General features: G+C 68.0%; 15 protein-coding genes. 3 read left to right on the top strand and 12 right to left on the bottom strand.

The window, feature by feature from the left end:
* Positions 1-108 precede the first annotated feature (108 nt).
* Both CFB39_RS07590 and galU read left to right on the top strand, forming a co-directional pair.
* Positions 109-2,976, top strand: a complete 2,868-nt coding sequence (locus CFB39_RS07590; protein ID WP_089472628.1) for a valine--tRNA ligase — start codon at positions 109-111, stop codon at positions 2,974-2,976.
* Positions 2,977-3,063: 87 nt separating this feature from the next.
* Positions 3,064-3,948 (top strand): UTP--glucose-1-phosphate uridylyltransferase GalU, encoded by an 885-nt coding sequence (galU, locus tag CFB39_RS07585; RefSeq protein WP_089425179.1) that lies wholly within the window; start codon positions 3,064-3,066, stop codon positions 3,946-3,948.
* Between the two features lie 58 nt (positions 3,949-4,006).
* On the opposite strand, the gene CFB39_RS07580 is transcribed toward galU, so the two are convergent.
* The 7 genes from CFB39_RS07580 to CFB39_RS07550 all read right to left on the bottom strand — a co-directional run bounded on the left by CFB39_RS07580 (position 4,007) and on the right by CFB39_RS07550 (position 11,285).
* The gene (locus tag CFB39_RS07580) at positions 4,007-4,621 is read right to left on the bottom strand and encodes a DUF4136 domain-containing protein (protein WP_089425178.1); all 615 of its coding nucleotides are present in this window, start codon (positions 4,619-4,621) and stop codon (positions 4,007-4,009) included.
* Positions 4,622-4,658: 37 nt separating this feature from the next.
* Positions 4,659-7,046 carry a CHASE2 domain-containing protein gene (locus CFB39_RS07575; protein WP_089472627.1) on the bottom strand — a complete coding sequence of 796 codons (2,388 nt, stop codon included), beginning with the start codon at positions 7,044-7,046 and terminating at the stop codon, positions 4,659-4,661.
* Positions 7,047-7,056: 10 nt separating this feature from the next.
* Positions 7,057-8,418, bottom strand: coding sequence for a FecR domain-containing protein (locus CFB39_RS07570; RefSeq protein ID WP_089472626.1), 1,362 nt, complete (start codon positions 8,416-8,418; stop codon positions 7,057-7,059).
* Positions 8,415-9,119 (bottom strand): response regulator transcription factor, encoded by a 705-nt coding sequence (locus CFB39_RS07565; protein WP_006490421.1) that lies wholly within the window; start codon positions 9,117-9,119, stop codon positions 8,415-8,417. The genes CFB39_RS07570 and CFB39_RS07565 overlap by 4 nt, the downstream gene beginning before the upstream one ends.
* 267 nt (positions 9,120-9,386) lie before the next feature.
* On the bottom strand, positions 9,387-9,809 hold the full coding sequence (locus CFB39_RS07560) for a peptidase (protein WP_089472625.1): 423 nt from the start codon (positions 9,807-9,809) through the stop codon (positions 9,387-9,389).
* A 195-nt stretch (positions 9,810-10,004) separates the two neighbouring features.
* Positions 10,005-10,232, bottom strand: coding sequence for a sulfurtransferase TusA family protein (locus CFB39_RS07555; protein WP_006402122.1), 228 nt, complete (start codon positions 10,230-10,232; stop codon positions 10,005-10,007).
* A gap of 117 nt (positions 10,233-10,349) precedes the next feature.
* Positions 10,350-11,285, bottom strand: coding sequence for a LysR family transcriptional regulator (locus tag CFB39_RS07550; protein ID WP_089439849.1), 936 nt, complete (start codon positions 11,283-11,285; stop codon positions 10,350-10,352).
* 114 nt (positions 11,286-11,399) lie between these two features.
* On the opposite strand from CFB39_RS07550, the gene CFB39_RS07545 reads away from it, so the two are divergent.
* On the top strand, positions 11,400-12,920 hold the full coding sequence (locus CFB39_RS07545; protein ID WP_089472624.1) for a CoA-acylating methylmalonate-semialdehyde dehydrogenase: 1,521 nt from the start codon (positions 11,400-11,402) through the stop codon (positions 12,918-12,920).
* A gap of 68 nt (positions 12,921-12,988) precedes the next feature.
* Here the strand turns inward: CFB39_RS07545 and CFB39_RS07540 are convergent, their stop codons facing one another.
* The 5 genes from CFB39_RS07540 to CFB39_RS07520 all read right to left on the bottom strand — a co-directional run bounded on the left by CFB39_RS07540 (position 12,989) and on the right by CFB39_RS07520 (position 18,350).
* Positions 12,989-13,873 (bottom strand): MurR/RpiR family transcriptional regulator, encoded by an 885-nt coding sequence (locus tag CFB39_RS07540; protein WP_089425172.1) that lies wholly within the window; start codon positions 13,871-13,873, stop codon positions 12,989-12,991.
* A gap of 307 nt (positions 13,874-14,180) precedes the next feature.
* Positions 14,181-15,353: a Gfo/Idh/MocA family protein gene (locus CFB39_RS07535; RefSeq protein WP_089472623.1), complete on the bottom strand. Its 1,173-nt coding sequence runs from the start codon at positions 15,351-15,353 to the stop codon at positions 14,181-14,183.
* Positions 15,354-15,406: 53 nt separating this feature from the next.
* Positions 15,407-16,333, bottom strand: a complete 927-nt coding sequence (locus CFB39_RS07530) for a TIM barrel protein (protein WP_089472622.1) — start codon at positions 16,331-16,333, stop codon at positions 15,407-15,409.
* A gap of 32 nt (positions 16,334-16,365) precedes the next feature.
* Positions 16,366-17,379: a Gfo/Idh/MocA family protein gene (locus CFB39_RS07525; RefSeq protein WP_089430967.1), complete on the bottom strand. Its 1,014-nt coding sequence runs from the start codon at positions 17,377-17,379 to the stop codon at positions 16,366-16,368.
* Positions 17,380-17,438: 59 nt separating this feature from the next.
* Positions 17,439-18,350: a sugar phosphate isomerase/epimerase family protein gene (locus tag CFB39_RS07520; protein ID WP_089472621.1), complete on the bottom strand. Its 912-nt coding sequence runs from the start codon at positions 18,348-18,350 to the stop codon at positions 17,439-17,441.
* Positions 18,351-18,386: the final 36 nt, after the last annotated feature.

The following is an 18,386-nucleotide window of genomic DNA, read 5'->3' as shown; positions in this document are numbered from 1 at the left end:
GGCGTCCCGAGAGGCCTGCGCCGGCAAGGCGATGGCTGGTCGATGTGCATCCATTTATAATTGTCAGATTCGGCATCCAATTCACGCATTTTTCGGCAGATTTCCAACATGAGCGACAACACGCTTGCGAAGAGCTTCGAGCCCCACACCATCGAGTCCCAATGGGGGCCGGAGTGGGAAAAGCGCGGCTATGCGGCCCCGGCCTTCGATCCGGCCCGCCCCGATTTCTCGATCCAGTTGCCGCCGCCGAACGTGACGGGCACGCTGCACATGGGCCACGCGTTCAACCAGACGATCATGGACGGCCTCACCCGCTACCACCGGATGCTCGGCGAGAACACGCTGTGGGTGCCCGGCACCGACCACGCGGGGATTGCGACCCAGATCGTCGTCGAGCGCCAGCTCGACGCGCAGGGTGTGTCGCGCCACGACCTCGGCCGCGAGAAGTTCGTCGAGCGCGTGTGGGAATGGAAGGAAAAATCGGGTTCGACGATCACCGGCCAGGTGCGCCGCCTCGGCGCATCGCCCGACTGGTCGCGCGAATACTTCACGATGGACGACAAGATGTCGGCCGCCGTGCGCGACGTGTTCGTCACGCTCTTTGAACAGGGCCTGATCTACCGCGGCAAGCGGCTCGTGAACTGGGATCCGGTGCTGCTGACCGCCGTGTCGGACCTCGAAGTCGTGAGCGAAGAGGAAAACGGCCACCTGTGGCACATCCGCTACCCGCTCGTCGACGGCTCGGGCTCGCTGACCGTGGCCACGACGCGCCCGGAAACGATGCTCGGCGACGTCGCGCTGATGGTTCACCCGGAAGACGAGCGCTACGCGCACCTGATCGGCAAGCTCGTCACGCTGCCGCTGACGGGCCGCGAGATCCCGGTGATCGCCGACGACTACGTCGACCGCGAGTTCGGCACGGGCGTCGTGAAGGTCACGCCCGCGCACGACTTCAACGACTACCAGGTCGGCCAGCGCCACAAGCTCGCGCCGATCGAGATCCTGACGCTCGACGCGAAGATCAACGACAACGGCCCCGAGCAGTATCGCGGCCTCGACCGCTTCGACGCGCGCAAGGCGATCGTCGCCGACCTCGACGCGGAAGGCTTCCTCGACTCGGTGAAGCCGCACAAGCTGATGGTGCCGCGCGGCGACCGCACGGGCGTCGTGATCGAGCCGATGCTGACCGACCAGTGGTTCGTCGCGATGACGAAGCCGGCGCCGGAAGGCACGTTCAATCCGGGCAAGTCGATCACGGAAACGTCGCTCGACGTCGTGCGCAGCGGCCAGATCAAGTTCGTCCCGGAAAACTGGACGACCACCTACTACCAGTGGCTCGAGAACATCCAGGACTGGTGCATCTCGCGCCAGCTGTGGTGGGGCCACCAGATTCCCGCGTGGTATGGCGAGAACGGCGAGGTGTTCGTCGCGCGCAACGAGGAAGAAGCGCGCGCGCAGGCTGCCGCGAAGGGTTACACGGGTGCGCTGAAGCGCGACGAAGACGTGCTCGACACGTGGTTCTCGTCGGCGCTCGTGCCGTTCTCGTCGCTCGGCTGGCCGAACGAAACGCCTGAACTGAAGCACTTCCTGCCGTCGTCGGTGCTCGTCACGGGCTTCGACATCATCTTCTTCTGGGTCGCCCGGATGGTGATGATGACCACGCACTTCACGGGCAAGGTGCCGTTCCACACCGTCTACGTGCACGGCCTCGTGCGCGACGCGGAAGGCCAGAAGATGTCGAAGAGCAAGGGCAACACGCTCGACCCGATCGACATCGTCGACGGCATCGACCTCGACACGCTGGTCGCGAAGCGCACGACGGGCCTGATGAACCCGAAGCAGGCCGCGACGATCGAGAAGAAGACGCGCAAGGAATTCCCGGACGGCATCGCCGCGTTCGGCACCGACGCGCTGCGCTTCACGATGGCGTCGATGGCGACGCTCGGCCGCAACGTGAACTTCGACCTCGCGCGCTGCGAAGGCTATCGCAACTTCTGCAACAAGCTGTGGAACGCCACGCGCTTCGTGCTGATGAACTGCGAAGGCCACGACTGCGGCAGCGACAAGCCGGAAGTCTGCGGCGCGGGCGATTGCGGCCCGGGCGGCTACCTCGACTTCTCGGCGGCCGACCGCTGGATCGTGTCGCTGCTGCAGCGCACGGAAGCCGACATCGCGAAGGGCTTCGCCGATTACCGCTTCGACAACATCGCCAGCGGCATCTACAAGTTCGTGTGGGACGAGTACTGCGACTGGTATCTCGAACTCGCGAAAGTGCAGATCCAGAACGGCACGCCGGAACAGCAGCGCGCGACGCGCCGCACGCTGCTGCGCGTGCTCGAGACGGTGCTGCGCCTCGCGCACCCGATCATCCCGTTCATCACCGAAGCGCTCTGGCAGAAGGTCGCGCCGCTCGCCGGCCGGTATCCGCAAGGCAAGGCCGAAGGCGAAGCGTCGCTGATGACGCAGGCGTACCCGATCGCGAACCTGCAGAAGATCGACGAGGTGTCCGAACAGTGGGCGGCCGACCTGAAGGCGATCGTCGACGCATGCCGCAACCTGCGCGGCGAGATGAACCTGTCGCCGGCCACCAAGGTGCCGCTGCTCGCAGCCGGCGATGCCGAGCGCCTGCGCTCGTTCGCGCCGTACGTCCAGGCCCTCGCGCGGCTGTCGGAAGTGCAGATCCTCGCGGATGAAGCGACGCTCGACAAGGAAGCGCACGGCGCGCCGATCGCGATCGTCGGGCCGAACAAGCTGGTGCTGAAGGTCGAGATCGACGTCGCGGCCGAACGCGAGCGCCTGTCGAAGGAAATCACGCGCCTGACGAACGAGATCACGAAGTGCAATGCGAAGCTCGGCAACGAGGCATTCGTCGCGAAAGCGCCGCCGGCCGTGGTCGAACAGGAGCAGAAGCGCGTCGCGGAATTCCAGAGCACGCTCGACAAACTGCGCGCTCAGCTCGATCGGTTGCCTGCGTAACAAAGGGTAAGGTCGTTTGCGTTCACTATAATGGGGACGTGAACATAGACCATCTGACAAGTCGATTACAGGAATAAAGGTTCGATCATGTTGAAAGTTACCAAGGCAGTGTTCCCCGTTGCTGGTCTCGGCACGCGGTTCCTCCCGGCAACGAAAGCGAGCCCCAAGGAAATGCTGCCGGTCGTCGACAAGCCGCTGATCCAGTACGCTGTCGAAGAAGCGATCGCCGCCGGCATCACCGAGATGATCTTCGTCACCGGGCGCAGCAAGCGCGCGATCGAGGACCACTTCGACAAGTCGTACGAGGTCGAGGCCGAACTCGAGGCGCGCGGCAAGGAAAAGCTGCTCGAACTGGTGCGCAGCATCAAGCCGAGCCATGTCGACTGCTTCTACGTGCGCCAGCCGGAAGCGCTCGGCCTCGGCCATGCGGTGCTGTGCGCGGAAAAGCTGGTGGCCGACAACCCGTTCGCGGTGATCCTCGCGGACGACCTGCTCGACGGCAACCCGCCCGTGATGAAGCAGATGGTCGACGTGTTCGACCACTATCACAGCTCGGTGATCGGCGTCGAGGAGATCCCGCCGTCGGAGACGAAGTCGTACGGGATCGTTGACGGCAAGGAGTGGGAAGAGTCGATCGTCAAGATGTCGGCGATCGTCGAGAAGCCGGCGCCGGAAGTCGCGCCGTCGAACCTCGGCGTGGTCGGCCGCTACATCCTGAAGCCGCGGATCTTCGAGCACCTGCGTGCGCTGAAGCCCGGCGCGGGCGGCGAGCTGCAGCTCACCGACGCGATCCAGGCGCTGCTCGCCGACGAGCAAGTGCTGGCCTACAAGTACCAGGGCACGCGCTACGACTGCGGCAGCAAGCTCGGCTACCTGAAGGCGACGGTCGAATTCGCGCTGCGCCACGCGGAAGTCGGCGCGGAGTTCGACGCGTACCTGCGCACGCGCGACGGCGCACACCCGGCCGCCTGAACGCGGCAAGGGCAAGGGCCCGCTCCGGCGGGCCCGCCCTCACCTCACCGGCCGACGCTCAGCGCGCTTCGACCGGCTTCACCGAGACGACGCCCGGCATCCCGCCCGCGTCGTCTTTTTTCGTCTTGACGAGCCAGCCGCCGCCGTCGCCGAACGGCACCTTCGCGAGCGCGCTCTTCACGAGCGCCGGCGCGGCCTGCTGCGTGCCGGGATCGCGATCGCGCAGCGCGGCCGATACGCGGTAGACGTCGGCGCCCGATTTCGCGTCGACGAAGCGCAGCGTCAGCACATGGCGATACACGCGACCCATGAACGGCAGCGCGAACGGCGCCGGCCCGTCGACCGTCACGCATGCGCTGCTCGCGGCCCCGCACCCGTCGGCGATCGCCGCGACCGAGGCCGGCTGCGTCGCATACGCGATCGACAGCCGGTAGCGCGCGGCCGCGAGCGGCTTCGCATCGAAGCCGCGGTGCGCGAGTTCGTCGCGCACGAGCGTCTCGATCTGCCGGTATTCGGCATCATCGGCCTGCGCGGCCGTCCGCACGAAATCGTAGCCGTGCGCACCGGATGCGAACGCGTTCGGCTGCCCGACCGCACTGACGCCGCTCGTCACGCCGGCGCAACCCGTCAACAGCGACGCCGCCAGCGCGGTCGCTGCCCATTCCTTTCTCATGGCTTTCCCCAAATGCCTGCCGTCGCGCCCGGCCCTGTCAGGCGGACGGCTCGTCGATCGCGGGCAGCGACACCGTCACCGCGGTGCCGACACCCACCTCGCTGTCGACCGACACGCTGCCCCCATGGCGCGTGACGACCGTCTTCACGAATGCCATGCCGAGCCCGGAGCCCGAGATTTCGGGCCGCTCGCCGGCATGGAATCGCTTGAAACGCTCGAACAGATGCCGCTGATCTTCCGGCGCAATGCCGTATCCCTGATCGCGAATCGTACAGAACATCCGTTTCGACGCGTGCTCGACCGCCAGCGTACACGTGATCACGGTATCGGACGGACTGTATTTGACTGCGTTGTTCAGCAGGTTCACGAACGCGCGCGTGATCAGCGAGCGGTCCGCGCGCACCCAGCACATGTCGGTGCCGACGTCGGTGTCGACGCGAATGTGCTTCGCCTGCGCCTGCGGCCACACCTCGTCGCTCGCATCGATCAGCACGTCGACGAGGCTCGTCACCTCGAGCTGGTACACCTGCGACTCCGCGCGCGCCAGCTGCACGAACTCGTCGGCCAGCGACAGCGCACGGTGCGCATAGCGCTCGATCCGCGCGAGCAGCCCGCGCATCGCGTCGGTCTCGGCGCGGTCGCGCTCGATCTCGACGAGCGCGAGAATCGACGACTGCGGAGAGCGCATGTCATGCGACAGCAGGTGCAGCGCTTCCTCGCGCTGCCGCTCGGCCGCGTGCAGTTCGGTCACGTCGACGAGGCCGGCGATCCAGCCCGTCACGCGGCCCTGCGCGTTCGTGCACGCCGCGTAGCGTAGCAGATGGTCGAGCCCGTCACGATCGCGCACCTCGATGCCGCGCGCCATCGCGTCGTGCTCGGCCTCTAGCGTTGGGTCGAGTGCCGCCGGCCAGTGTTCGCGGATCACCGCGTCGTGTTCGGCGTTGCCGTCGACGGTCTTCATGAAGGTCAGCTCGCCGAGCGCGGTGCGCAGCGGCCGGCCTTCCGGCAGCGGCAGCGACAGGCGCGACCCGTAGCGCTTGGCCGCATGGTTCGCGATCAGCACGGTGCCGGCCAGGTCGGTCACGAAGATCGGCTCGGGCATGCTGTCGAGGCTGTCCCACACGAAGCGCTTCATGTCCTGCACGCGCTGCGCGGCTTGCGCCATCAGCGCCATCTGTCGCTCCAGCGCGTCGCCGCCGACGCTGCGCGTGCGCGGCGCCTCGGGCAGCAGGTGCGGCTCGTCGGCGAGCCGCTGCAGCTCGCGGCGCAGATACGACATCGTCATTTCCAGGCGCCGCCAGTTCCAGATCGGGTAGACGGCGATCAGCCCGAAGATCGCGGGCGCCGGCGACAGCCAGATGCGCGCCTCGAACAGCAGCGCCATGCTCGCGACGACGGCCAGCGCGGCCAGGCTCAGCGTCAGCAGCAGCGCGCGCCACGGCGACAGCATCAGGAAGCCGCCCAGCAGCGCGGCGAGCGGCAGCAGCGACGCGACGAACAGCCCGGCGCGCGACGCCGGCGAGATCGCACTGCCGGTCGCCAGCATGTCGAGTACGTTGGCATGGATATACACGCCGGCGAGCGGCCCGAACTCGCCGGACACGGGCGTGGCGAAGCGGTCGTACAGCCCCGACGCCGTCACGCCGACGACGACGATCTTGCCGCGCAGCGCATCGGGTTTCACGCGCCCTTCGAGGACGTCGTCGAACGACAGCGTCGGATACGCGGGCGTGTTGCGGCTGAACGGGATCAGGTAGCGGCCCTCGCCCGCCGCATCGCGCGACAGGTCGTGCGCATCCGCGCCGGGCATGCCGCCGACCGGGTGCAGCCGGCCGGCCTGGATCGCGCGGTAGACGGGCACCATCAGCTGCGGCCAGCGCACGCGGCCGTCGCTTTCGTACAGCGCCACGCTGCGTACGATGCCGTCGCGGTCGACTTCGAGGTTGATGTGGCCGAGCCCGACCGCGCGCGCCGCGAGCGCGGCCACCGGCGGATCGACCGCGCGCGTGCCGTCCGCCTGCTCGGGGCTCAGCAGCACGGGCAGGAAGGTCGGCACGTGGGTCATGGCGTCCGCGAACGCGCGATCTTCCGGCGACGGTTCGGTAAACAGCACGTCGTAGACGACGGCGGCCGGCTGCGCGCGCGCCAGCGTGTCGAGCAGCCGTGCATGCACGTCGCGCGACCACGGCCAGCGGCCAAGCGCTGACACGCTCTGGTTGTCGATGTCGACGACGACCACGTCGGGTGACAGCGGCAGGCTGCGCAGCATCAGCAGCCGGTCGTAGATCAGGCCGTCGACGCTCGCCGACAGCCGGCCGAGCGCGCACGCGAGGATCACCGCGATCCCGAGGCAGCCGATCGCGATCCATTCGATCAGGAAGCGGCGGCCGAGGCGCCGCCGCGGAGAAACGGAATCGGGTTTCATGCGCCGCGGATCAGCGCGACAGCGTGAACGCGCTGACCGGACTGGTCTTCTCGTAGAACTTGCCGCCTTCGAACTCCTCGACGGTCACGGCCCAGAAATACTCGCCCGGCGGCAGGTGCGCGACGGTGATCTGGCGCGTATGCAGGCCGACCTGGTCGACGACCGGCGCGCTCAGGTCCTTCGAGCGCGACAGCACGAACCGGTAGCGCGCACCCTCGCCCGAACCGTTCGGCGACCAGCGGAACTCGTAGCCGCCGGCGCCGGGCGACGCGCTCGCGTCGAGCCCCATCACGCGGCGTTCGAACGCGTACGTCCGCGGCCGGCCCTCGAGGCCGTTCGCATCGATCGCGGCGACCCGCACGAAGTAGTTCCCGTTCGGCACGTCGCGGAAGACCGCGCGCGGCGAATCGGTGCGCGTTTCACGGAACAGGTCGAGCAGCCCGGCGTCGTGCGCGAGTTGCACGCGGTACGCATGCGCGTCGGCGAGCGGCGCGACGTCGAAGGCGACCTCGGGCTCGTCCTGCACCTTGTCGGGATGCGCGAGCGCCGGTGCGGGCAGCAGCTCGACGGGCGCGCCGACCGCGCCGGACGATGTCGCGACGCTGCCGAAATTCGCATGCACGAGCGTCGGATCGGCGGGCTTGCGGCCGCCCGCGACGCCGACGGTGCCGTCGAGCACTTCGACGCGCGTCGACGCACTGCCGGCCGCGTCGTAGTTCACGCGAAAGTGCGTGCCGCGCACGCCGGCCACGACCGACGGCGACCGGATCTGGAAGCGGTCGTCGCGTTTCTTCAGATGGGTGACCTCGCTGTCGACCGAGCCGCGCGTGAGTTCGAACTCACGATCGAGCGTGCCGGTCAGCACCGTGCGGCGCAGCGCCTTCAGGTCGAGCTGGCTGTCGGGCGGCAGGCTCATGTGCGTGCCGTCGGCGAGCTCGAGCGTCACGAAGCCGTTCGGGCCCGTGCGCACGCGGTCGCCCTCGGCGAGCGTCGCGTCGTTCGCGAGCGGCGCAAAAGCATCGCCGGACGCGCGTTCGGCCGTGCCCTGCACCGCGACGACGCGGGCGGTCAGCTTTTCCTTGCGCAGGCGCGCCACCGGCAGCTTCAGCGCGATGCCGGGCTGCAGATGCTTCGGCGCGGGCACGCCGTTGATCTGTTGCAGCAGTTGCCAGTCGTCCGCGCCCTGCAGATAGCGCGCGGCGACGTCGTACAGCGTGTCGCCCGCCTGCGTGCGGTAGACGACCATCTTGCCCGCCGCCGCGGGCGGCTGGGCCGCCGCATGCTGCGCGGCGAACGCAAACGCGACCGCGCAGGCTGCGCGCAGCGCGACCGTGCGCAGGTTCGCCGTGCGCTGCGTGATTCCCGTGGTCACTCCGGTTCTCCCTGCCCGACCCGTTCGAGCCGGTAGCCGTAGCCGTAGATCGGCGCGAGGCGATAACCGTTTTCGGGCCGCAGGCCGAGCTTGGTGCGCAGCATCGAGATGTGCGTATCCATCGTGCGCGACGGGATGTCGGTCGCCTGCTTCCACACGAGATCGAGAATGTGCGCGCGCGACAGCGGCCGGTCGAGGTGCTGGAACAGCAGCAGCGCGAGTTCGAATTCCTTCTGCGTGAGGCTCACGGCCTTGTCGCCGACGTAGGCCTGCTTCAGGTTCACGTCGAAACGGAATTGATCGAATTCACGAACGGTGGCCTCGGCGTTGACCGGATACGCGCGACGCAGCAGCGAGCCGATGCGCGCGCGCAGGATCGGGCCCGACACCGGCTTGACCACGTAGTCGTCGGCGCCGGCGTTGAGGATCTGCGTGATCCCCGCCTCGTCGTCACGGCTCGTCATGAAGATGATCGGCAGGCTGTGCTCGGTCTGATTGGCGCGCACCCACTTCAGCACTTCCTCGCCGGACATGTCGGGCACGTTCCAGTCGAGCACCAGCAGATCGAACGTCTCGCGCTGCAGGCGCTTCTTCAGGGCCTTGCCTTCCTTGAACGCGTAGCACGTATGGCCAACGGCCGTCAGCGTTTGACTGACGAAATCCGTCTGGGCCGGATCGTCATCCAGTACAGCAATTCTCATAGCACCCCGCAAATCGAAATCGATTCGTCCTGTTCAGCTCCCCGCCCCACCCGGCCGCGCAGCACGTGCGCGGCTTCCGGATACCGGCCGGCGAGCCGTCATTCGCCGCTCGCGCCACCTGCGCAAACCGGCGACCCCAGCCAAATATCTCAAAAACGGGGTACGGACGAACCGGCGATTTCATCATAGTAGTATGAAATTCGCCAATAAATTGCGCGGACTACCGTCTTTTCTTCGAATAATCCTACCCACCGCGCAATCGAGCGCCTAATCGGCGCCCGTGATGCCCGCCACCGGCTCGACAGCATCGTCGGACGGCACGCGATGCGCCAGCGGCTCCGGACGCGCCGGCTGGGCAAGCATCCGCTGCAACTGGCCGCGCACGCGCTCCCACGCGGTGGCCGCGTAGTCCGGCTGGCTCGCTGCCCACGCCTGCGCCAGATCGAACACACGCTCGATCGTCGCACCGCAGTAGGTCAGGCCCGAGCCGTCGTCCTGCGCGGCATCGCGCAGCCGTTCGTCGAGCCATTCGGCCAGCCACGGCATCTCGGCCGCGGCGGAATCCGCGTAGGCTTCCAGCGCGGCACGCGCGTGGCGATCCTGTTGCGGGTCGAGCTCGATACGGCTCAGTCCCGATACGCTGCGTTCCGCTCCGGACGGACTTCGAATGGTCCCTGGTCTGAAGGACATGTCCTCTCCCCGTTGTACGACGGTAGCATCAGGCATGGCCCCCGTGCCCGCCGTACGACGTACCGTGGCCGGCGCATCCGCTGCGAGCGGACGACCGGCCGGGTCAGTATACGCAGCCGATCACGCAGCGAGGTTTAAGAATTGTCAGAAAAGTGTGACCGGCGCCAGGCGCTGCCGGCACCGCGATACGGGCCGTCAGCGGCGGCGCATCAGGAACACGAAGGTCTTGTCCTGCGTCGTCGATTCGACGATCTCGTTGCCCGTCTGCTTCGCGAACGCGGCGAAATCGCGCTGCGAGCCGGGATCGGTCGCGAGCACCTTGAGGATTTGCCCGCTTTCCATATCGGCGAGCGCTTTCTTGGCACGCAGGATCGGCAACGGGCAATTGAGCCCGCGCGCGTCCACTTCCTTGTGAATCTGCATCGGCTGTCGACCTTCGAATGACGCGCCGTTCAAGGCGCGGAGAGAAGCCGCGATTTTACCGCAGCGCCGCCGCGCCTGCCCGGGCCGCCACCAAGCGGACGCCCGCAAACACCGGGCTCAGGTGCCCGAAAAGCCGCCCGCGAGCCGTTCGCGCAGGTGCCGCACGAGCGCGCGCACCGCGCTCGGCACGACCGGGCTGTACGGACGGATCGCGAAGATGTGGTCGCCGAACGCGCCCGACGGCCGCCAGCCGTCGAGCAGCGCGACCAGCCGGCCGGCGTCGAGATCGCGCTGCGCGCTGAAATCCGGCAGCAGCGCGATGCCGAGCCCGCCGAGCGCGGCCTCGCGCATCGCCTCGCTGTTGTTCGCCGCGAAGCTGCCGCGCACCGGCACGCTCACGCGCTCGCGCCGCCGGCCGTGCGGCTCGAAGCTCCAGGCGGCCGGCTCGTTGTCGCGCAGGTAGCACAGGCAGCTGTGCTCGACGAGTTCGCTCGGGTGGCGCGGCGCGCCACGCGCGTCGAGATAGTCGCGGCTCGCGACGAGCAGCGAGCGCGTGTCGCACAGCTTCCATGCGACGTGGGTCTGCGGCGCGGTGGTCGTATGGCGGATCGCGAGATCGAAACCCTCCTGCGTCAGCGAATGCAGCCGGTCCGACAGGTCGAGCTCGATCTGCACGCCAGGATGCTGCCGCAAAAAATCGGGCAGGTGCGGCACGACCTGCTGGCGCCCGAGCGCAACCGGCACCGTCAGGCGCAGCAGGCCGCGCGGCTCGCCGGCCAGGTCCTTCACGCGCGCGAAGTGCTGCCCGATCGACTCGAACGCGTCGCGCGTGCTGTCGACGAGCGTCTGGCCCGCGTCGGTGAGCCGCACGCTGCGCGTCGTGCGCCGCACGAGCGGCACGCCGGCGGCCTTTTCGAGATCGGCGATGCGCTGGCTCATCGCGGCCTTGCTGATGCCGAGCCGCTGCGCGGCCGCCGTGAAACTGCCGGCCGCGGCCAGCACCGTCAGCGAATGGATATGCGGCCAGAGCGCCTGGACATTTTGCTGATTCATCCGGTGATTATTCAGAATTCTGAACAGTGAATCAAGCTGCGCGGCCTTCTCCCGCCCTGTCCGTTTGCCTAGACTGGGCGCTGTCCACCCTCACCCGATCCCCCAGGAGACACGATGAATCCGGTTCCCGCGTACACCTCCGACGCCGACGTCGGCCACTATGTCGACGGCGCGCCCGTCGCCGGCCGCAGCGGCCGCTTCCAGGACGTCCTCAACCCGGCGCTCGGCCGCGCGGTGCGCCGCGTGGCGCTCGCCGACGACAGCGAAGTGCAGCAGGCCGTCGCGTCGGCCCACGCCGCGTTCACGGCCTGGGCCGCGACACCACCGATCCGCCGCGCGCGCGTGCTGCACCGCTTCCTGCAACTGATGAACGAGCACCGCGACGCCCTCGCGGCGATCATCACGGCCGAGCACGGCAAGGTGTTCTCCGATGCGCAAGGCGAAGTCGCGCGCGGCATCGACATCATCGAATTCGCGTGCGGCGTGCCGCAGCTGCTGAAGGGCGACTTCACCGACCAGGTCAGCACCGGCATCGACAACTGGACGATGCGCCAGCCGCTCGGCGTCGTCGCGGGCATCACGCCGTTCAACTTCCCGTGCATGGTGCCGTGCTGGATGTTCCCGGTCGCGATCGCGACGGGCAACACGTTCGTGCTGAAGCCGAGCGAGCGCGACCCGTCGGCGGCCCTGTTCATCGCCGACCTGCTCACGCAGGCCGGTCTCCCGGCCGGCGTGTTCAACGTCGTGCAGGGCGACAAGGGCGCGGTCGACGCGCTGCTCGACCACCCGGACGTGCAAGCCGTCAGCTTCGTCGGCTCGACGCCGATCGCGGCCTACGTGCAGCAGCGCGCCGTGCAATCGGGCAAGCGCGTGCAGGCACTCGGCGGCGCAAAGAACCACCTCGTCGTGATGCCCGACGCGAACCTCGAGCAGGCTGTCGATGCGCTGATCGGCGCCGCGTACGGCTCGGCCGGCGAACGCTGCATGGCGATCAGCGTCGCGGTGCTGGTCGGCGACGTCGCGGACCAGATCGTGCCGCTGGTGGCCGAGCGTGCACGCAAGCTGGTGATCGGCGACGGCATGTCGCCGGAAGTCGAGATGGGCCCGATCGTCACCGGCGATGCGCTGAAGCGCATCGAAGGCTATATCGAGCAAGGCGTGAACGAAGGCGCGCAACTGGTGGTCGACGGCCGCGGGCTGCGCGTGCCGGGCCGCGAGGCCGGCTTCTTCACCGGCGGCACGCTGTTCGATCACGTGACGCCCGACATGCGCATCTACCAGGAAGAAATCTTCGGGCCCGTGCTCGGCTGCGTGCGCGTGAAGGATTTCGGCGAAGCGGTCGACCTGATCAACGCGCATGAATTCGGCAACGGCGTGTCGTGCTTCACGAGCGACGGCGGCATCGCGCGCGAGTTCGCGCGGCGCATCCAGGTCGGCATGGTCGGCATCAACGTGCCGATTCCGGTGCCGATGGCGTGGCATGGCTTCGGCGGCTGGAAGAAGAGCCTGTTCGGCGACATGCATGCGTACGGCGAGGAAGGCGTGCGCTTCTACACGCGCCAGAAGTCGGTGATGCAGCGCTGGTCGTCGAGCATCGGCAAGGGCGCCGAATTCGCGATGCCGACCGCGAAGTAACCGCCTGACGGTACACCGCCCGCTGCGCTGTCGCGCGGGCGGCACACCAGCAACACCGGCAGGAGGCGTCAGCCGGCCTGCGTGCCGTGCGCGCCGTCGGCGGTCGGCAGGTACGACAGTTCGAGCCGGTACGCGAGCGCGACGAACAGGCTCTGCGCAAGACCCATCGTGGCCGTCAACGCGCGGAAGCCGAACGTCGCGCTGTCCTGCACCATCAGCGTCACCTCGGCCTCCCGCGCCAGCGGACTCATCCGGCTGTCGGTGATCGCGATCAGCCGTGCGCCGCGCTGCACGGCCTGCTGCGCGACCTGCACGGTTTCCTCCGCATACGGCATGAACGAGATGACGATCATCACGTCGCCCTCGCGCACCGAGCGGATCTGCCCGAGATGCATGCTGCCGAGCGCGCTGAACAGCCCGATGCGCTTGTCGGTGTGCTGCAGCGCGTAGTCGAGATACACCGCAATCGGAAACGCGCGCCGCGAGCCCGCGATCCAGATCGCCTGCGTATCGGCGAGCAGGTCGACGGCCTGCGCGAGCGCCTGCGAATCGAGCGTCTGCCGCAGCTGCTGCATCCCGGCAATGCTGCCCTTGATGAATTCGTCGGCGATCTGCTCGGGCTGCAGGCTCGACGAGCCCGATTCGATCACGTCGCGCAGCCGCAGGTTGTACGCGCGCCCCGGCGCGATCTGCTGCGCGAGCCCCTCGCGGAACAGCTTCTGCATCTCGGAGAAGCCGGAAAAGCCGAAGTGCTTCGCGAAGCGCACGACAGCCGACGGCTGCACGCCGCACGCCTGCGCGAGCGTCTGGATGCCCTCCAGGCCAAGCTGGTCCCGATGCGTTTCCACGTGGCGCGCAATCACCTTCAGGCGATTGCTGAGGCCGTCGTACTCCTGCGTCAGGTGCTGCAGGAACTGCTCGACGGTGGCGGGAGGTTTCTCGGATGAACTCATCGGATAGCGCGAAGTTGACGGCCCCGATGTGCGCGCGATACTGGCGGGCGCGGCCCGGGACTCGACTGGAACCATGCATGAAGGGCGAATTTAATCACGTTTGCGACGCGGCCCGCGCCGCGTGCTCGCTCCCACGCGCTCGATCATCACTTGCCTACGCTCCACGGCAACACTGGAAGCGATTGTCCAACGCTCACGCGGCGTCGTAAAGATTAGGGTGTCTACCAACGCCGGCCGACGGCGCAAAGCCTTGCGCGACGGGCGCGCGGCGCACCGCAGCGGGCCCGTCGCGCGCGGTTCGACCGGTTCAACGATAGTCGACCCACACGCCGCCCGCATCGGCGGAGCGCACGCAGTTCTCGACCCAGCGCACGCCTTCCACGCCCGCATGGACGTCCGGATAGCGGATGTTCTTCAGTGCCGCGACGTCGCCGCGGTCGGCCGCATCCATCGCGAGCGCGAAGCGCGCATACAGGTTCGACCAGGCCTCGAACAGCCCCTCCGGATGCCCGGCGCCGATGCGATCCTCGCGCAACGCGTGCGGATGCAGATAACCCATCCCGCGATCGAGCACCTGCGCCGGCTGCCCCTGCACTTCGTAGCGCAGCTGGTTCGGATGCTCGTCCCACCACTCGACGCTCGCCTTCGAGCCGATCACCCGCACCTTCTGGCTGTGCATCGAACCCGCGTTCACCGCGCTCGACCACACGTAGCCGACCGCACCCGTGTCGTATTCCATGATCGTGAACGCGTTGTCTTCCAGCGGCGCGCGGCTCTTCACGAAGCTCTGCCGCGAACACATCAGGCGCCGGATCTTAAGCTCGGGCGCCATCACCTCGGAGATGTACAGCGGATGCGTGCCGATGTCGCCGAGCACGTAGCTCGGGCCCGCGAACTTCGGGTCGACGCGCCAGCGCGCCGCCGCGCTCGCGGCCTCGACTCCCTCGCTGTGGAACCCGTGCGCGAACTGCATCTGCACGATGCGGATTTCGCCGAGATCGCCGCTCGCGATCATCTCGCGCGCCTGCTCGATCATCTGGTGTCCGGAATAACCGTACGCGACGCCGACGATCCGGTTCTTCTCGACCGACAGCCGCTGCAGCGCCTCGGCCTCCTCGGTCGTGAAGCACAGCGGCTTCTCGCAGACCACGTGCAGCCCCGCGTTCAGCGCGGCGCGGCAGATCTCGAAGTGCGTGTTGTTCGGCGTCGCGATCGAGACCGCGCGAATGCCGTCGGGGCGGCGCGCCTCGGCGTCGAACATCGTCGCGTAGTCGGGATAGCAGCGCTCGGCCGCGACGCCGAGCTTCACGCCGAACTGGCGGCCGCGTTCGGGATCGATGTCGAACGCGCCCGCGACCAGCTGGAAGCTGCCGTCGCGCAGCGCGGCCGACCGGTGGCTGTAGCCGATCTGGCTGCCGAGCCCGCCGCCGACCATGCCCCAGCGAATCGAATGTCCAAGCAGAATCTGTCCGTCAATCATGATGAGGGTGTTCCTGGTCCGTGTTCAGTTCAGGGTGGGCGTGATGCGGTGGATCACGCGAAGCCGGCCGATGCGAGAAACGCGCGGCTCGCCGCGACGTCGCGCAGGCTCGTGCCGGCATTGCGCGGGTCGCGCTCCTGCTCGATCGTGATGTATCCCGCGTAGCCGATGTCGTCGAGCGCGTGCCGGATCGACCGGTAGTCGAGCACGCCGGTGCCGATCGGGCACATCACGCCGCGCGCGCACGCGGCGAAGAACGCGATGTGCTCGCCCATCACCGCGTCGTACACGGCCGCGTCGATGTCCTTGAAATGCACGTAGTCGAGGCGCGCCGCGTGGCGGCGCAGCCACGCCTCCGGATCCATGCCCGAGTAGTACAGGTGGCCCGTGTCGAGACAGAGGCCGGCCGTGTCGGCCGGAATGTCGGCCACGATCCGGTCGATCTCGTCCGCGAACTCGATGTAGCCGCCCGCATGCGGATGAATCACCGTGCGCACGCCGAATTCGTCGCGCGCGATCGTCGCGATCTGCCGGATGTGGTCGACCATCGCCGCCCAGCGTTCGTCCGACAGCCGCGGCGCGCGATCGCCGTGGCCGGCCGCGTAGTCGCGTTCGTCGTGGCCCCAGTCCATCACGACGAGGTACGGCGCCGCATAGCGCTGGCCGTCCTGCGTCGGCAGCTTCGGCAGCCGCGTGATCAGCGCGCAGATCTCGCGCGTCTGGCGCAACAGGTTCGGCAGGTTCTCAGGCGACACGAGATCGTCGAAGATCGTGCCGGCGGTGATGCTCAGGCGTTGCCGTTCGAGCTCGGCGCTCACCACGTCGAGTTCGAGCGGGATGTAGCCGTACGGCCCGAGCTCGATGCCCGAGTAGCCGGCCTCGGCGGCTTCGGCAAGCACCTGCCGCCACGGCGGCAGGTGCGGGTTCTTCACGTCGTCGACACCCCAGCAGCACGGTGCGCAACCCATCTTCATCGTCATGTCGGTCAGTCCGGCAAGTAGGCGGCTGCGGTTCAGCCGCGATAGAACGCAGGGCGTTCGGCCATCGCGATCGGCTCGACCGCCCCGCTCTTTTGCGCACGCACGCAGGCGTCGGCCGCGACCGCCGCCGCGTAGCCGTCCCAGGCCGACGGCCCGGTGAGCGCATGCGCGCGCACGCCGTCGATGAACGCCTGCAGCTCGACGTCGTACGACGCGATGAAGCGCTCCTTCCAGTCGGTCATGATCTCGACCGACTGCCGCGCCGAATGCTTGAGCCCCACGGCCGGCGGATCGGGCAGCTTCGCGATGCCCTGCTCGCCGACCACCTCGCACTGGATGTCGTAGCCGTACTGGCAGTTCACGAAGATCTCGACGTCGATGCGCACGCCGCTCGCGGTTTCCAGCAGCACGATCTGCGGATCGGCGAGATGCGCGGACGCATGGCGCGTCTTCCTCGGATAGACGACCTGCGTGCTCACGTAGTCCTCGCCGAGCAGCCAGCGCAGCACGTCGAGCTCGTGGATCAGCGTGTCGGTGATCGCCATGTCGGTCGTGTAGCGCTCGCCGACCGACTGGTTGCGGTGCGCGCAATGCAGCATCAGCGGTGCGCCGATCTCGCCGCTGTCGATCACGCGCTTCAGCGCGCGATAGCCTTCGTCGTACGGCCGCATGAAGCCGACCTGCACGAGCCGCTTGCCGTGCGCGACTTCCGCTTCGACGATCCGCATGCAGCCTTCGGCCGTCACGGCGAGCGGCTTCTCGCAGAACACCGGCTTGCCGTGCGCGATCGCGTCGAGCACGAACGCTTCATGCGTCGGCCCCCACGACGTGACGAGCACGGCCTGCACGTCGGCGGCCGCGACCACCTCATGGCCGTCGCCGTAGATCTCGGCGTCGAGCCCATACTTCGTCACCGCGTCGCGCGCCTGCTGCGGATCGATGTCGTTGACGGCCACGACGCGCGCGCCGGACAGCGTGCGGGTCAGTCTGCGAATATGGTCCTGGCCGATCGCACCGCAGCCGATCACGCCGATTTGCAAGGTCATCTAAAAGTCTCCACTCGTTCATTGGCGGTGCGGCACGCGCCGCACCGGTCAGTCATCCGTCAGCGCGCGGTACGATCGAAATGACGATCGACGTAGCGCCGGATCGTGTCGCGCATGTAGCGCGACGACGCTTCCGCACGGTCCTCCCACGCGAACACGCACGACGACATCACGCCGTCGAAGCCTGCCGCGCCGAGCGCGCGAAAGAACACGTCCCAGTCGATCTCGCCCTGCCCGATGTCGAGATGCTGGTGCACGCGAATCTGGTTCGAACCGGGCGGGTTCACGATGTAGCGCAGCTGGCTGCTCTTGCGATGGTCGAAGGTGTCGGCCACGCGCACGTGCGCGAGGATCGGCGCGGCCTGCGCGATCATCGCGGCCATGTCGTCGCCGTAGTAGAACGTGTGCGGCGCGATGTACGACAGCTTCAGCGACGGCGAGCCGATGTTCGTGACGATGTCGATCGCGGGCTGCAGCTGCTCGATCCAGTCCTCCGGATGCGGCTCGACCGACAGCACGATGCGTTCGCGCTCGAGGATCGGCAGCAGCTCGTCCATCGACCGGAACCACGCGGCTTCGCACAGCTCCTTCGGGTTCGCCCCCGGCCGTTCGCCGACCGAGCGCTCGGGCGACGCGCCGCGCCCGAACTCCGACACCATCAGCGCGCACTCCATCTCGACCGCCACCTCGATCGCCTGCTTCCAGCAGCGCACCGCCCATTGCCGCTCGTCCTCGAACGGGCTCGCCCAGCGGTACATCGGCTGCAGCGACGCGAGGCCGACGCCGCTCGCGCGCATCGCCTGCCGGAACGCGGCCATCCGCTCGCGCGTCGCGCGCGGCATCACCCACCAGTCGAGAAAGTCGCTGCGCGGCGACAGCTCGATCTGGTCGTAGCCGAGCTCGGCCACCGCATGCGGCAGGCGGTCGAGCGGCAGGTGGCGAATCATGTACGGGTCCAGCGCGATCTTCATCGAATATCCTCGACGGTGGCGGGTTCCAGGCGAAGG

It is taken from the genome of Burkholderia sp. AU6039, assembly GCF_002223365.1.
Taxonomy (GTDB): domain Bacteria; phylum Pseudomonadota; class Gammaproteobacteria; order Burkholderiales; family Burkholderiaceae; genus Burkholderia.
The sequence above is the reverse complement of the archived record's forward strand: the minus strand, read 5'-3'. Positions and strand labels throughout refer to the sequence as shown.